The organism is Duganella kummerowiae, from assembly GCF_053572355.1.
In genome coordinates this window covers 101,165-116,062 of sequence record NZ_JBKFEH010000002.1, presented here as the reverse complement: position 1 = coordinate 116,062, position 14,898 = coordinate 101,165, and the positions used below count along the sequence as shown (strand labels likewise).

Below are 14,898 nucleotides of genomic sequence, written 5' to 3'. Positions count from 1 at the left end.
TTCACTTAGGGTCGCCCTTTGCTTTTGTGCAAACATGCCGCGAGGATGGCGAAATTGGTAGACGCACCAGGTTTAGGTCCTGACGCCAGCAATGGTGTGGGGGTTCGAGTCCCCCTCCTCGCACCAACTGTTTTACATTTTTTTGGACGATTTTTACATGGCAACTGCAGTCGAAACCTTGGGCAAACTCGAACGTCGTATGACTATCTCCTTCCCGCTGACCGAGGTCCGCGCTGAAGTTGAGAAGCGCCTGAAAGTGCAAGCCAAAACGGCTAAGGCACCAGGCTTCCGTCCGGGTAAAGTGCCTCTGAAAATGGTCGCCGCACAGTACGGTTATCAGATCGAGACCGACGTGCTGAACGATAAAGTCGGCCGCGCCTTCAACGACGCCGCAAACGAGAACAAGCTGCGCGTTGCCGGTTTCCCCCGCATCGAGCCCAAGCAAGAAGCGCCCGAAGGCCAGCTGTCCTTCGACGCCACCTTCGAAGTCTATCCCGAAGTCGTGATCGGCGACCTGACCCAGGTGGAAATCGAAACCGTCAAGGCGGAGGTCACCGACGCTGAAATCGACAAGACCATTGAGATCCTGCGCAAGCAGCGCGTGCACTTCCACACCAAGGGCGAAGCCGGCGAGCATGGCGACGGCGGCGAAGCCGTGGCCGCCAATGGCGACCGCGTGACCGTGGACTTCGTCGGTTCCATCGACGGCGTTGAATTCCCGGGCGGCAAAGCCGACGACTACGCCTTCGTGCTGGGCGAAGGCCGCATGCTGCCGGAATTCGAAGCCGCCACCGTGGGCCTGAAAGTGGGCGAGTCCAAGACCTTCCCACTGGCCTTCCCCGAGGACTACCATGGCAAGGACGTGGCCGGCAAGACCGCCGAGTTCACCATCACCCTGAAAAAGCTGGAATGGGCGCACCTGCCGGAAGTGGACGCCGAGTTCGCCAAATCGCTGGGTGTGGCCGATGGCGACGTCGCCAAGATGCGCGAAGACATCAAGGTCAACCTGGAGCGCGAAGTCTCCGGCCGCATCAAGGCCCGCAACAAGGAAGCCGTGATGGAAGCCCTGGTCAAGACCGCCACCCTGGACGTGCCTGAAGTGCTGATCGCCCAGGACACCGAGCGCCTGGCTGAAATGACCCGCCAGGACATGGCCCAGCGCGGCATGAACGTCAAGGACGTGCCCTTCCCGCCGGAACTGTTCAAGGACAAGGCCGAGCGCCGCGTGCGCCTGGGCCTGATCCTGTCCCAGCTGGTGGGCGAGAACAATCTGCAAGCCCTGCCGGAGCAGGTGAAAGCCCAGGTGGAAGATTTCGCCCAGAGCTACGAAGATCCGCGCGAAGTGCTGAAATACTACTACAGCGACCGCCGCCGCCTGGCTGAAGTGGAAGCCCTTGTATTGGAAGAAAACGTCGTCAACTATGTACTGGGCCTGTCGAAAACGTCGACCAAGGTAATCGCTTTCGACGAATTGATGGGAAGCAACGCTCAAGCGTAATTCCAGCCCGGGCCGCCGTCCTCCCCAACATGGGACTGCGGCCCGGCTGCTTCACAAGGAAAAGGAATGACTGGTATGAACCGAAATCCGGCGCTGGACACTGAAATGCTCGGCCTGGTGCCGATGGTGGTGGAACAAAGCGGCCGCGGCGAGCGGTCCTACGACATTTACTCGCGCCTGCTGAAGGAGCGCATCATCTTCATGGTCGGTCCCGTGAACGACCAGATGGCCAACCTGGTGGTGGCCCAGCTGCTGTTCCTGGAAAGCGAAAATCCGGACAAGGATATCTCGCTGTACATCAACTCTCCCGGCGGTTCCGTGTCGGCCGGCCTGGCCATCTACGACACCATGCAGTTCATCAAGCCTGACGTGTCGACCCTGTGCACCGGCCTGGCCGCCTCCATGGGCGCCTTCCTGCTGGCCGCCGGTGCCAAGGGCAAGCGCTTCTCGCTGCCGAACTCGCGCATCATGATACACCAGCCGTCCGGCGGCTCGCAGGGCATGGCGTCGGACATCGAGATCCAGGCCAAGGAAATCCTGTACCTGCGCCACCGCCTGAACACCATCATGGCGGAACGCACCGGCCAGAGCGTGGAACAGATCGCCAAGGACACCGACCGCGACCGCTTCCTGTCGGCCGAAGAGTCGGCGGAATATGGCTTGATCGACAAAGTCCTGACCCACCGGGCTTGATGCGTCGCCAGCTGTCGCTCTAAAAAAACGCCCGGGCGATCAATCGTTCGGGCGTTTCGTTTTTTTTTCGGGTAGCATTGTGGTGTCAGGCAGTCTTGCCTGCCCGCATAAGTGTGTACCCCAACAGAGATATTGCCCATGTCAGACAAAAAATCCTCCAGCGGCGAAAAATTACTGTACTGCTCGTTCTGCGGCAAGAGCCAGCACGAGGTAAAGAAGCTGATCGCCGGTCCGTCCGTGTTCATCTGCGACGAGTGCATCGACCTGTGCAACGACATCATCCGCGATGAAACCTCGGCCATCGAGTCCGTCTCGGGCGCCAAGTCGGACCTGCCCACGCCCCAGGAAATCAAGGACTTGCTGGATCAGTACGTAATCGGCCAGCAAACCGCCAAGCGCATCCTGTCGGTGGCCGTGTACAACCACTACAAGCGCCTCAAGCACCTGGGCAAGAAGGACGATGTCGAGCTGGCCAAGAGCAACATCCTGCTGGTCGGTCCCACCGGCTCCGGCAAGACCCTGCTGGCCCAGACCCTGGCCCGCATGCTGAACGTGCCTTTCGTCATCGCCGACGCCACCACCCTGACCGAAGCCGGTTACGTGGGCGAGGATGTGGAAAATATCATCCAGAAACTGTTGCAGAGCTGCAACTATGACGTGGACAAGGCCCAGCGCGGTATCGTCTACATTGACGAGATCGACAAGATTTCGCGCAAGTCCGACAACCCGTCCATCACGCGCGACGTGTCGGGCGAGGGCGTGCAGCAGGCGCTGTTGAAGCTGATCGAGGGCACCATGGCCTCGGTGCCGCCGCAGGGCGGGCGCAAGCACCCCAACCAGGACTTCGTGCAGATCGACACCACCAACATCATGTTCATCTGCGGCGGCGCGTTTGACGGCCTGGCCAAGGTGATCGCCAACCGTTCCGAAAAGAGCGGCATCGGCTTCGGCGCCGAGGTCAAGAGCAAGGCCGAGCGTAACACCAGCGAACTGCTGCTGGACGCCGAGCCGGAAGACTTGATCAAGTTCGGCCTGATCCCCGAGCTGGTGGGCCGTTTGCCGGTGGTCGCCACCCTGTCCGAGCTGACCGAGGAAGCGCTGATCCAGATCCTGGTCGAGCCCAAGAACGCCCTGGTCAAGCAATACGCCAAGCTGCTGGACATGGAAGGCGCCGAGTTGGAGATCCGTCCGGCCGCCCTGCACGCCATCGCCAAGAAAGCGCTGGCGCGCAAGACCGGCGCCCGCGGCCTGCGTTCGATCCTGGAACACGCCTTGCTGGACACCATGTACGACCTGCCCAACGAGCAGAACGTCACCAAGGTGGTCATCGATGAAAACACCATCACCCAGGGCGCCAAGCCGCTGCTGATTTATCAGGACCAGGCCAAGGCCTCTGGTGAAAATTGATTAAGAGGTGCACAGTCTGGCGTTAGCGTTTGTAAAAAGCATTTCGCAGACGCGGCTCAGGCGGTACAATCGAAATCAATAAAAGAATGCAGGGCTTCAGTCGGAAAGCCACTCGTGACACTGCTTATACTGGTGCCGCGCGTGGCTTTTTTATTTCACCTGCAATGTTTTAGAGCACGGCTGTCCCTTACTTGCCTAGTATTTAAGCAACTTTAAATATTTGGGGGAATTATTTAACACCGCCGGTCTTGTGATTTGGCTGCTGAGCGCCACATCATAAACACGCTTTCATATAAGGTACGCCATGACAACTTCCAAACTCACTGAGCAAACTCAACTGCCGTTACTGCCGCTGCGTGACGTCGTAGTGTTCCCGCATATGGTGATACCGCTGTTCGTAGGACGCCCCAAGTCGATCAAGGCGCTGGAGGCCGCCATGGAGCAGGGCAAGAGCATCATGCTTGCCGCCCAAAAGGCCGCCGCCAAGGACGAACCGTCGGCGTCGGATATCTACGAAATTGGTTGCGTGGCCAATATCCTGCAAATGCTCAAGCTGCCGGACGGCACCGTGAAGGTGTTGGTCGAGGGCGCCCAGCGTGCGCGCATCCGCAAGATCACCGATACTCCGTCCCACTTCGTGGCCGACCTGACTCCGGTGGAATCGGAGCTGGGCGATGACTCCGAGATCGAAGCCATGCGGCGCGCCATCGTGCAGCAGTTCGATCAGTACGTCAAACTGAACAAGAAAATCCCGCCCGAGATACTCGCTTCGCTGTCCGGCATCGACGACGCCGGCCGCCTGGCCGATACGGTCGCGGCCCATCTGCCCCTGAAGCTGGAGCAGAAACAGGTCATCCTGGAGATTTTCAGCGTCGCCAAGCGCCTGGAGCACCTGCTCGGCCAGCTGGAAGGCGAACTGGACATCCTGCAGGTGGAAAAACGCATCCGTGGCCGCGTCAAGCGCCAAATGGAGAAGTCGCAGCGCGAGTACTACCTGAACGAGCAAGTGAAAGCCATCCAGAAGGAACTGGGCGAGGGCGAGGACGGCGCCGACCTGGACGAGCTGGAGAAGAAGGTTGTCATGGCCAAGATGCCGAAAGAGGCACTGGACAAGGCCACCGCCGAACTGAAAAAACTCAAGCTGATGTCGCCCATGTCGGCCGAGGCCACCGTGGTGCGCAACTACATCGACACCCTGGTCAGCCTGCCGTGGAAGAAAAAATCCAAGGTCAACAACGACCTGTCCAACGCTGAAAAAGTGCTGGAAGGCGACCACTATGGCCTGGAAAAGGTCAAGGAACGCATCCTGGAATACCTTGCCGTGCAACAGCGCGTGGACAAGCTGAAGGCCCCCATCCTGTGCTTCGTCGGTCCGCCGGGCGTCGGTAAAACCTCGCTGGGCCAGTCGATTGCCCGCGCCACCAACCGCAAGTTCGTGCGCATGGCGCTGGGCGGCGTGCGCGACGAGGCCGAGATCCGCGGCCACCGCCGCACCTACATCGGCTCCATGCCGGGCAAGGTGCTGCAGTCGCTGTCCAAGGTCGGCGTGCGCAATCCGCTGTTCCTGCTGGACGAGATCGACAAGATGGGCGCCGATTTCCGCGGCGATCCATCCTCGGCCCTGCTGGAGGTGCTCGATCCCGAACAGAACCATACCTTCTCGGACCACTACATCGAAGTGGACTTCGACCTGTCGGACGTGATGTTCGTGGCGACCTCGAACTCGTACAACATCCCGCCGGCGCTGCTGGACCGGATGGAAGTGATACGCCTGTCGGGCTACACCGAGGACGAGAAGACCAGCATCGCGCAGCGCTACCTGCTGCCCAAGCAGATCAAGAACAACGGCCTCAAGGAGGATGAAATCTCGGTCTCGGAAGCGGCCGTGCGCGACATCATCCGCTACTACACCCGTGAAGCGGGCGTGCGTTCGCTGGAACGCGAAGTGTCCAAGATCTGCCGCAAGGTGGTGAAGATGCTGCTGCTCAAGAAGTCGGACAAGAAAGTGGCCGTCACGCCCAAGAACCTGGATAAATTCCTGGGCGTGCGCCGCTACGACTTCGGCGTGGCCGAGAAGGACAACCAGATCGGCCAGGTGGTCGGCCTGGCCTGGACCGAGGTGGGCGGCGACCTGCTGACCATCGAGGCCGTGTCCATGCCCGGCAAGGGCGGCGTGATCCGCACCGGTACCCTGGGCGACGTGATGAAGGAGTCCATCGAGGCGGCCCGCACCGTGGTGCGCAGCCGCGCCAACCGCCTGGGCATCAAGAACGAAGTGTTCGAGAAGCAGGACATCCACATCCACGTGCCGGAAGGCGCCACGCCCAAGGACGGTCCGTCCGCCGGCGCCGCCATGACGGTGGCCATGGTGTCGGTCTTCACCGGCATCCCGGTGCGCGCCGATGTCGCCATGACTGGCGAGATCACCCTGCGCGGCGAAGTGCTGCCCATTGGTGGCCTGAAGGAAAAACTGCTGGCGGCCCAGCGCGGCGGCATCAAGACCGTGCTGATCCCCGAGCAGAACGTGAAGGACCTGGCCGACATTCCGGACAATGTGAAAAACAAGCTGGAAATCGTGCCGGTGCGCTGGATCGACAAGGTGCTGGAAATCGCCCTGGAGCGTCTGCCGGAACCCATCGCCGAAGTGGCGGCGGTGGAAGCGGTGGCTGCCGCCGCCGCCAAGGCCGATGGCCAGGGTGGCGTGGTAAAACACTGAGTTTTGTTCAATCCGCTGAATTTTTAAGCGGTTAATTAAAAACAGGCGCTGTGATGGCGCCTGTTTTTTATTCTTCACCTGGTTTTATACGGTGCGGTCCTTGACATGGGTGCAGGCTGGCTTGTCTAATACGGCCTGAGATTTTTCTTGGCCGACAGCAAGTCCTTTATTTGTGCAGTTGTCGGCGTAGTGATTAAACCTGGACCAAGGATTGCTTGTGAATAAGACTGAACTGATCGACCATATCGCCACCTCCGCTGATATTTCGAAAGCGGCTGCTGCGCGCGCGCTGGACGCGGTGATCGATGGTGTCACCCAAACCCTGAAGAACAACGACAGCGTCACCCTGGTTGGCTTTGGCACCTTTACCGTGAGCGAGCGCGCCGCCCGCACCGGCCGCAATCCGCGCACCAAGGAAGAGATCACCATCGATGCGGCAAAAGTTCCTAAATTTAAAGCTGGTAAAGCTTTGAAAGATGCTGTAAACTAACGGACTTCGGTGAGCAGCACAGCTCACCAAGCAGTCTGATCGGGCGCTTAGCTCAGTTGGTAGAGCGGAGCCCTTACAAGGCTTAGGTCGGGAGTTCGAGCCTCTCAGCGCCCACCAGTCAGATTGAGTAAGCAGTATCAAGCAGCACCCTGTATTTTGCTGGAGCGGTAGTTCAGTTGGTTAGAATACCGGCCTGTCACGCCGGGGGTCGCGGGTTCGAGCCCCGTCCGCTCCGCCAACAAAATGCAAGGTAGTTGACATAGCAGTGACGCAGTAAAAACTGGAGCGGTAGTTCAGTTGGTTAGAATACCGGCCTGTCACGCCGGGGGTCGCGGGTTCGAGCCCCGTCCGCTCCGCCAGAATGCAAAACCTCGCAGCTTGCAAGAGCTGCGGGGTTTTTTGCTATTTGCCGTCATGGTTATAGGGGCCTTGAAAACCGTAGCGAGCGGTTCGTTATCGTCGGGAGTAGCGCAAGCGTACGGAGGTACGCTGAGAGCAACGCAGCGGCGATAGCGGGCCGCGCAGTAGGTTTACGGGGTTCCTATTTGCCAAGAATTACGCTTGCTATAGGGGTAGCGCGCCTGTAGAATCGTGCGAGCATTTTAGATTCACCGAAATCGGCGAACGAACAGTTCGCCTTTTTTTTATGTGCAAGTTCCATCCATTCGAATCGGCAGACCATGTTTGAATTTATTCGTACCCATCAGCGCCTGATGCAGATTTTGCTGCTGATCCTGATCGTTCCATCGTTTGTATTCGTGGGTGTCAGCAGCTACACCAGCGGCGGCGACACCGGCGTGATCGCCAAGATCGACGGCCAGAAACTCACCCAGCAAGAATTCGACAACGCCTTGCGCACCCAGCTGGACAGCTACCGCCAGCGCCTGGGCGCCCAGTTCGACCAGAAGATGTTCGACACGCCCGAGTTCAAGCAGAACATCCTGGACCAGCTGATCGACCAGCGCAGCGTCGCAGCCGAAGTCAAGCGCGGCCACCTGACCATTACCGACAGCATGGTGCAGAAAGCCATCTACGACATGTTCGGCGGCCCCCAGCAGTTCAACCTTGATACCTACAAGTCGCTGCTGGCCGCCCAAGGCTTGACGCCGGACATGCACCAGGCCCGCTTGCGCCAGGAACTGGCCCTGCAGCAGCTGGCCGGCGCCGTGCAGACCACCGGTTTCGCGCCCAAGGCCGTCTCCAAGGCCTTGTCCGACATCGCCTCGCAGGAGCGCGAAGTGCAGGAATTGCTGCTGCCGCTGGGCGACTACATGAACCAGGTCAAGGTCACCGATGACATGGTCAAGGCCTATTACGACAAGAATGGCAAGCTGTTCGAGACCCCGGAAACGGCGAAGATCGAATACGTGGTGTTCAACAATGGCGCCGTGGCCAGCAAGATCAGCGTCAGCGACGCCGACGTGGCCAATTACTACAACCAGAACCTGGCCCGTTTCACGACGCCGGAAAGCCGCCGCGCCAGCCACATCCTGGTGGCCGTGAAGAAGGACGCCAAGCCGGCCGACAAGGCCGCCGCCAAGGCCAAGGCCGACGCCATCCTGGCCGAGGTGCGCAAGGCGCCGGGCGATTTCGCCAAGATCGCCAAGGCCAAGTCGGAAGATCCGGTGTCCGCCGGGCAGGGCGGCGACCTGGACGTGGTCGAGAAGGGCGCGCTGCCGGCCCCGGTGGAAGCGGCTGTGCTCAAGCTCAAGCAGGGCGAGATCAGCGACGTGGTGGAATCCGAATTCGGCTACCACATCCTGACCGTGACCGCGCTCAAGCCGGCCGTGGTCAAGCCGCTGGCCGAGGTGAAGGATGAGGTCGCCGCCGACCTGAAGAAGCAGCAGGCCGCCAAGAAGTATTCCGAGCAAGCCGAGAGCTTCACCAACACCGTGTATGAGCAGTCGGACAGCCTGAAACCGGCAGCCGACAAGCTGGGCCTGAAGATCGAGACGGCCGAAGGCGTGAGCCGCAATCCGTCGCCGGCGGCCGGCCCCGCGCCGTACAACAATGCCAAATTCCTGGCGGCCCTGTTCAGCGCCGACTCGATCAAGACCAAGCGCAACACGGAAGCCGTGGAAATCGCCCCCAGCACCCTGATCTCGGGCCGCCTGGTCGAGTACAAGCCGGCCGCCAAGCGTCCGCTGGCCGAAGTGGACGCCGCCATCCGCCAGCGCGTGGTAATGGAAGAAGCCGTCAAGCTGGCCAGGAAGGCCGGCGAAGAGAAACTGGCGGCCGTGCAGAAGTCCGGCGACGCCACCGGTTTCGGCGCCGCCAAGCTGGTCTCGCGCGCCAAGCCGGAAGGTATCAACGGCCTGGCCCTGCAACAAGTGTTCAAGGCCGACGCCAGCAAGCTGCCGGCCTACACTGGCGCCGAGCTGCCGGGCGTGGGCTACGGCGTGTACCGCATCAACAAGGTGCAGCAGCCGGCCGAGCAGGATGCCGAGCGCCGCAAGCAGGAAGCCGAGCAGATCGGCGACCTGGTGGCCCAGCAGGAACTGTATGACTATGTACAAGCCCTGCGTGAAAAGGCCAAGGTCAAGATCATCAAGCCTGTGACTGCCGCCAAAGCCGAATAAGGAAAGCCGCCCACCGGGCGGCTTTTTCGTTACCGGCGCTTACAATCTGGCCGTGCACGGGAGCATGCTGCTGCTAAGCTAGTGGCATGAAAATTTACTATCTTTTTGTTGCGGCGGCGTCGGCTGCATCGGCTGCATGGCCTGCCGCCAGCGCCCATGCGCAGTCAGCCGCCACGGCTCGCCCTGTCGAAAACTTTGTCTCGCCGCCGCAGCTGTTCCCTGCCGAGGGCAAGAAGAGGGCGACCTACCAGCCCCTGCTTGCCTATGACCGGCCGTTCGGCACGGTGGCGGGGGAGGTCCGTGCGGAGCTGAGCGCCTGCCCCGCGGCCCAGGATGAACCCGAATGTGGCGTGCCGCTATCGTGGCATGTGGACTTGAACAATGGCGCCCATGCCGAGCTGGAGACGGCGCAGGTCGAGGGCGACCAGCGCGCGCTGCTGTCCTACCAGCCCGCCAGGCGCGCCGCCGGCATGGCCTGGTCGCGCATAAGCTATCCTGGCGGCGCATTCTGGATACGCACCGATGGCAAGGATGTCAGCAGTTTCGAATCGCGCGCCAACTATGTGGAGCAGCTGGACAGCTGGTGCAGCCGTCCCGGCCGCTGCGGGCCGGTTCCCGCCGCCATGCGCAAGGAGATCGCGCGCATCATGGCCGGTGACTATGAGTTGGCCACGCCGGCGCCGCATCCCTACGATATCGCCGGCATCGTCACGGTGGGCGGCAAGCGTTATTACAAGCTCAAACGCACGGAGGCCGTGGAAGGCAAGCCGCAGCCTGCCATTCCCGCCACCGGCTACATCCCGACGCGCCACAGGGATGGCAGCCATGCGGGCGACTTCTCGCCCAACGGGTGCTGATCATGGCGGTCCTTGGATATCTGCTGGCAGCGCAGCTGAGCATGATGGCGCCCGGTGAGCAAAGCCTGTACCACTACAACGCCGCCATCGTGGCGGACGACTACGGCATGCACGAGGTGCTGGTCACGGTGATCGATACGCCGCGCCAGGAACGGCGCAGGGTGTGTGTCTCGGCAGGCAGCTTGCTGTCGGCGCTACGCGTCGAACATGGGTTGGACAAGTTCAGCGTCCAGTCGGCCGCGCTGCTGAACACGCCGCGCGTGTTCAAATTCTCCAAGCCCGAGGCGCTCAGGGATCTGGCGGTCCGCTACACCGAGGACGACATGGTGGAGATGCGGCAACGCCTGTCACGCTACACGCTCGACGAATTGCGCGCTGGCTTCAATGGCCGTACGGATGAAATGAAGGCGCTCACAGCGGACAAGGACGGGTACTTTGCCGCCGCGCTGTGCGTGCTGCTGGAGCGCGGCCTGCAGGTCAGCTTCCGCCACGGCAGCTATCAATTGGTGGTGGAATAAAGGCTAGAGTCCGCGCTGCAGCGCCTGCGCCGCGTCGCCAAAGGCGGCGGCGGAAATGTCGTGCAGCTCCAGCACCCGGGCCTGGTGGAACAGCTTGAAGTTGCGGTCTATCGAGCGGCCGTAGGCGGGATCGTAGTGTTCGGCCAGCAGTTCTTCCACCAGCGTTTCCATCTGGCCGCCGCTGGACAGGTCCTGCCAGCGCTTGATCCTCTCGCGGCCATGCAGCTGGACCAGGTGCGCCAGCTGGTCATTGAGCGCCTCGGGATCGCGCAGGAAGTGGGCGTAGTCCTCCATCAGCAGGCGCACCCGGTCGGCGCGCGACAGTGTCAGCGCGATGCAGGGCGAGGCGCGCATGGCGTCCATCAACGCGGCGGGCACGCGCAGCTGGCCCACCTTCTTGCTCTCCGATTCCACGAACACGGGCCGCGCCGGATCGAAACGGCGCAGCGCATCCCACACGGCGGTTTCGAACGCCTTCTGGCTGGGCTGCTTCTGGGTGGGCAGCTCGCCCAGCACCGAGCCGCGGTGGGCGGCCAGCTGTTCCAGGTCCAGCACCTGCGCGCCCTTGGCGTGCAAGGTCTCCAGCAAGCGGCTCTTGCCGCTGCCGGTGGGGCCGCACACCACGCGCAGGTCCAGGCCGGGCGGCTGCTCCAGCGCCTCGTTGACATGGCCGCGGAACGCCTTGTAGCCGCCTTCGAGCTGCGCCACCGGCCAGCCTATGCGCGCCATGATCAGGGCCATGGCGCCGCTGCGGTTGCCGCCGCGCCAGCAATAGACCAGCGGCCGCCATTCGCGCGGCTTATCCAGCCACAGGGTTTCGATGTAGCGGCCCACATTCTGGGCAATGAGGGCCGCACCGATCTTTTTTGCTTCGAACGAGTTCACCTGCTTGTACAGCGTGCCGACCCGCACCCGCTGGGCGTCGTCCAGCACCGGCAGGTTGATGGCGCCGGGCAGGTGGTCGAGCGCATACTCGGCCGGGCTGCGGACGTCGATGATGGTGTCGAACTGCGCCAGCTGTGGCAGCACGGCGGCGAACGGCAGGACTTCGGGATATTTCATTTGGCGGTGATGGCTTTCTGCAGCGTGGGCCACAGGTTGTTCAGGATGACGGGATGGGCCTCGGCCAGCGGATGCAGGCGGTCGGCCTGGAACAGCTGCGGTTTCTCGGCCACGCCCTCCAGCATGAAGGGCACCAGCGGCGCCTTGATTTCCTTGCTTAGCTTGCCGTACATATTGTAGAACTGTTCCGCGTAGTCGCGGCCATAGTTGGGCGGCATGCGCATGCCCACCAGCACCACTTTGGCGTCGGCGGCGCGGGCGGCATCGGCCATGGCGCGCAGGTTGGCTTCGGCGGCGGCCACCGGCAGGCCGCGCAAGCCATCGTTGGCGCCCAGTTCGATCACCACCAGCTGCGGATGGTGCTTGTTCAACAGCGCGGGCAGGCGGCTGCGGCCGCCGCTGGTGGTCTCGCCGCTGACGCTGGCGTTGACCACGGTGGCGTCTATCTTTTGCTGCCTGAGTTTTTGCTCCATCAGGGCGACCCAGCCGGTGCCGCGCGCCAGGCCGTATTCGGCAGACAGGCTATCCCCGAGCACAAGCACGGTTTTTGGTGCAGAATAGGCGCTCGCCATGCCAGTGATGCCGGCCAGCAGCGCCAGCGCCGCCAGGGTGCGGCGTACCACACTGTTGTGTTCCCGATTGTGTTCCCAAATCCTAAACAAATTCAGCATGCCCGATTTCCCTCAAGCGTCATCCAGTTTCATTCCCGATGGTCCGGCCCTGGCCAGTGTTTCCGCCGCCGCAGGCCAGCCGTATCCGGCGATAGCCGTGTCTGGCCTCAGCAAGCGCGTGGCCGATGCCGCAGGCGAGCTGACCATCCTCCAAAAGGTGGATTTTACCGTGCAACAGGCGGAGACGCTTGCCATCGTGGGCGCCTCGGGTTCCGGCAAGTCCACCCTGCTGGGATTGCTGGCCGGGCTGGACACGCCCAGCGAGGGCAAGGTGGTGCTGGACGGGGTGGATATCTACGCGCTTGATGAAGATGGCCGCGCTGCGCTGCGCAAGGACAAGCTGGGCTTCGTGTTCCAGTCCTTCCAGCTGCTGGCGCACCTGACCGCGCTGGAAAACGTCATGCTGCCGATGGAGTTGCGCGGCGAAGCGGGCGCGCGCGAGAAGGCCGAGGCCATGCTGGGCCGGGTAGGGTTGGGCAGCCGTTTGCGCCACTATCCCAAGTATCTGTCGGGCGGCGAACAGCAGCGGGTGGCGCTGGCGCGCGCCTTCGTGACCCAGCCGCCGCTGCTGTTCGCGGACGAGCCCACCGGCAGCCTGGACGCCGCCACCGGCGAAGCCGTGATACAGCTGATGTTCGAGCTGAATCGCGAACACGGTTCGACCCTGGTGCTGGTCACCCACGACCAGGCCATGGCGCGCCGCTGCGGGCGCACCATCACCATCGCCGCCGGCCGCCTGGTCTGATTGGCCCGACTGCCCAAGTCCCCAACACGGGGTCACAACGCGGGGGCAGGTCGGGCAATGGGCCACGCACGCCGTGGAAGGCCGCAATTTAGCACATGAATCTGCCTGAGCGAGCGGACTCATGTCCGATTGGCAGACCTGACACCGGCTTGTGTGACACCGGCTTGGTTGGTCAGGCGGTTCAGGGCAGCGCGGATGGCCGGTATCAGTTCGCCGGCCGCCAGGCCGATCGGGCCCAGGCCTTCGGCCACCAGCACGTCGGCGGCCATGCCATGCAGCCAGACGGCGGCCAGCGCCGCTTCCCACGCGGGCCAGCCCTGCGCCAGCAGCGCGCCGCCCAGGCCGGAAAGCACGTCTCCCGTGCCCGCCGTGGACAGCGCTGGATTACCGGTGCCGTTGATGACCGCCTGGCCGTCCGGCCTGGCGATCACCGTGCCCGATCCCTTCACCACCACGACCGCCTGCAGGCGCTGCGCCAGGGTGCGGGCCGCCGCCACCCGGTCGGCCTGGATGGCGCTTGCGTCTACGCCCAACAGGCGCGCCGCTTCCAGCGGATGCGGCGTCAGCACCGTCGGCGCCTGGCGCGCGGCCAGCGCCGCTTGCAGCGACGTGTCGGCCGCCAGCAGGTTGAGGGCGTCGGCATCGGCCAGCAGCGGGCTGGCGCTGGCGATGGCGCGCGCCAGCAGTTCACTTGCCGCAGGCGCCGTGCCGAGGCCGGGACCGGCCACCAGCGTGGCCTGGCTGAAGTCGTAGCCGCGGGCCGGGCGGCACATCAGCTCGGGCTGGCCGCTGTCGTAGGCCGGCGCCTCGCCGGCAAACAGCGCGTAGACCCGCCCGGCGCCGCTGTGCAGCGCAGAGCGCGCCGCCAGGATGGGCGCGCCGGCCATGCCGTGCGCGCCGCCCAGCACGGCCACGTTGCCGTAGCTGCCCTTGTGGGTATTGTGGCGCCGCGCCTGCAGGTGGCGTGCGAAGAATCCGGGATCGTTCAGGTGCATGCTGGCCGGACCCACGAGCGTCTTGTCGATTTCCAGCCGCGCCACGTCCACCGTGCCGGCATGGTCGCGGCCGTCGCAGGTGTGCAGGCCGGGCTTGTCGGCGATGAAGGTGAGGGTGCGCGTGGCGCGCACCGCCACGCCGTCCGGGCCGACCACGGCGCCGGTGTCGGCATCCAGGCCGCTGGGCACGTCCAGCGCCAGGATGGCGCAGGGCAGGGCCGATACCGCCTGCACCAGCGCTCGCGCCACCCCGCCGATCGGCCGCGCCAGGCCGATGCCGAACAAGCCGTCGATGGCCAGGTTCCATTCCATGCCGTCGAGTGCCTCGGGGTGCGGATCGCTGAACTCGGCGGCGCTGGCGCGCGCCCGCCGCAGCGCTTCCTCGCGCTCGGCTGACTGCGCGCCGGATGGCGCCCAGTACAGCACCCTGACCGTGGCGCCCGCGTGCGCCAGGTGGGCTGCCGCCTCCAGCGCGTCGCCGCCATTGTTGCCCGGTCCGGCCAGCACCAGCACCCTGGCGCGGCTGGTGGAAAACGGCAGCAAGTCCAGCGCCGCATTGGCTGCAGCCTGTCCGGCGCGCTGCATCAGGGCGCCCGGCGGCAGGCTGGCGGCGGCCGCCGCTTCGGCGGCGCGGATCTCGGCGACGGAATAAAGCGGGTTCATTGCT

At 63.3% G+C, this 14,898-nt stretch carries 12 protein-coding genes and 4 tRNA genes; 13 read left to right on the top strand and 3 right to left on the bottom strand.

Annotated features, from left to right (window positions below; all coding sequences use genetic code 11):
* Positions 1-39: 39 nt before the first annotated feature.
* The 12 genes from ACLB1G_RS01360 to ACLB1G_RS01305 all read left to right on the top strand — a co-directional run bounded on the left by ACLB1G_RS01360 (position 40) and on the right by ACLB1G_RS01305 (position 10,758).
* A tRNA-Leu gene (locus tag ACLB1G_RS01360) sits at positions 40-126 on the top strand.
* A 31-nt stretch (positions 127-157) separates the two neighbouring features.
* Positions 158-1,498: a trigger factor gene (tig, locus tag ACLB1G_RS01355; RefSeq protein ID WP_491625378.1), complete on the top strand. Its 1,341-nt coding sequence runs from the start codon at positions 158-160 to the stop codon at positions 1,496-1,498.
* Between the two features lie 75 nt (positions 1,499-1,573).
* Complete coding sequence (clpP, locus tag ACLB1G_RS01350; protein WP_491625377.1) at positions 1,574-2,191, top strand: ATP-dependent Clp endopeptidase proteolytic subunit ClpP; 618 nt, start codon at positions 1,574-1,576, stop codon at positions 2,189-2,191.
* A 138-nt stretch (positions 2,192-2,329) separates the two neighbouring features.
* Entirely contained in the window at positions 2,330-3,598 is a 1,269-nt protein-coding gene (gene clpX / locus ACLB1G_RS01345) for an ATP-dependent Clp protease ATP-binding subunit ClpX (RefSeq protein WP_491625376.1), read from the top strand.
* A gap of 304 nt (positions 3,599-3,902) precedes the next feature.
* Positions 3,903-6,314 (top strand): endopeptidase La, encoded by a 2,412-nt coding sequence (gene lon, locus ACLB1G_RS01340; RefSeq protein WP_491625375.1) that lies wholly within the window; start codon positions 3,903-3,905, stop codon positions 6,312-6,314.
* 217 nt (positions 6,315-6,531) lie between these two features.
* Positions 6,532-6,804 (top strand): HU family DNA-binding protein, encoded by a 273-nt coding sequence (locus ACLB1G_RS01335; RefSeq protein ID WP_491625374.1) that lies wholly within the window; start codon positions 6,532-6,534, stop codon positions 6,802-6,804.
* A 41-nt stretch (positions 6,805-6,845) separates the two neighbouring features.
* Positions 6,846-6,921 (top strand) — tRNA-Val (locus tag ACLB1G_RS01330).
* Between the two features lie 44 nt (positions 6,922-6,965).
* Positions 6,966-7,042: transfer RNA gene (locus tag ACLB1G_RS01325), tRNA-Asp, on the top strand.
* A 44-nt stretch (positions 7,043-7,086) separates the two neighbouring features.
* Positions 7,087-7,163, top strand: a tRNA-Asp gene (locus tag ACLB1G_RS01320).
* A 321-nt stretch (positions 7,164-7,484) separates the two neighbouring features.
* Entirely contained in the window at positions 7,485-9,383 is a 1,899-nt protein-coding gene (locus ACLB1G_RS01315) for a SurA N-terminal domain-containing protein (RefSeq protein WP_491625373.1), read from the top strand.
* Positions 9,384-9,469: 86 nt separating this feature from the next.
* Positions 9,470-10,240, top strand: coding sequence for a hypothetical protein (locus ACLB1G_RS01310; protein WP_491625372.1), 771 nt, complete (start codon positions 9,470-9,472; stop codon positions 10,238-10,240).
* Positions 10,241-10,242: 2 nt separating this feature from the next.
* Positions 10,243-10,758, top strand: a complete 516-nt coding sequence (locus ACLB1G_RS01305) for a hypothetical protein (protein ID WP_491625371.1) — start codon at positions 10,243-10,245, stop codon at positions 10,756-10,758.
* A 3-nt stretch (positions 10,759-10,761) separates the two neighbouring features.
* On the opposite strand, the gene mnmH is transcribed toward ACLB1G_RS01305, so the two are convergent.
* Together mnmH and ACLB1G_RS01295 are read right to left on the bottom strand one after the other, a co-directional pair.
* Entirely contained in the window at positions 10,762-11,820 is a 1,059-nt protein-coding gene (mnmH, locus tag ACLB1G_RS01300) for a tRNA 2-selenouridine(34) synthase MnmH (protein WP_491625370.1), read from the bottom strand.
* Positions 11,817-12,392, bottom strand: a complete 576-nt coding sequence (locus ACLB1G_RS01295) for an arylesterase (RefSeq protein ID WP_491625659.1) — start codon at positions 12,390-12,392, stop codon at positions 11,817-11,819. The genes mnmH and ACLB1G_RS01295 overlap by 4 nt, the downstream gene beginning before the upstream one ends.
* Before the next feature lie 97 nt (positions 12,393-12,489).
* Here ACLB1G_RS01295 and ACLB1G_RS01290 point away from each other — a divergent pair, with 97 nt between their 5' ends.
* A complete protein-coding gene (locus tag ACLB1G_RS01290; RefSeq protein WP_491625369.1) occupies positions 12,490-13,236 on the top strand; it encodes an ABC transporter ATP-binding protein in 747 nt (248 codons plus the stop codon).
* Between the two features lie 119 nt (positions 13,237-13,355).
* Here the strand turns inward: ACLB1G_RS01290 and ACLB1G_RS01285 are convergent, their stop codons facing one another.
* Positions 13,356-14,894, bottom strand: coding sequence for an NAD(P)H-hydrate dehydratase (locus tag ACLB1G_RS01285; RefSeq protein WP_491625368.1), 1,539 nt, complete (start codon positions 14,892-14,894; stop codon positions 13,356-13,358).
* Between the last annotated feature and the right edge of the window lie 4 nt (positions 14,895-14,898).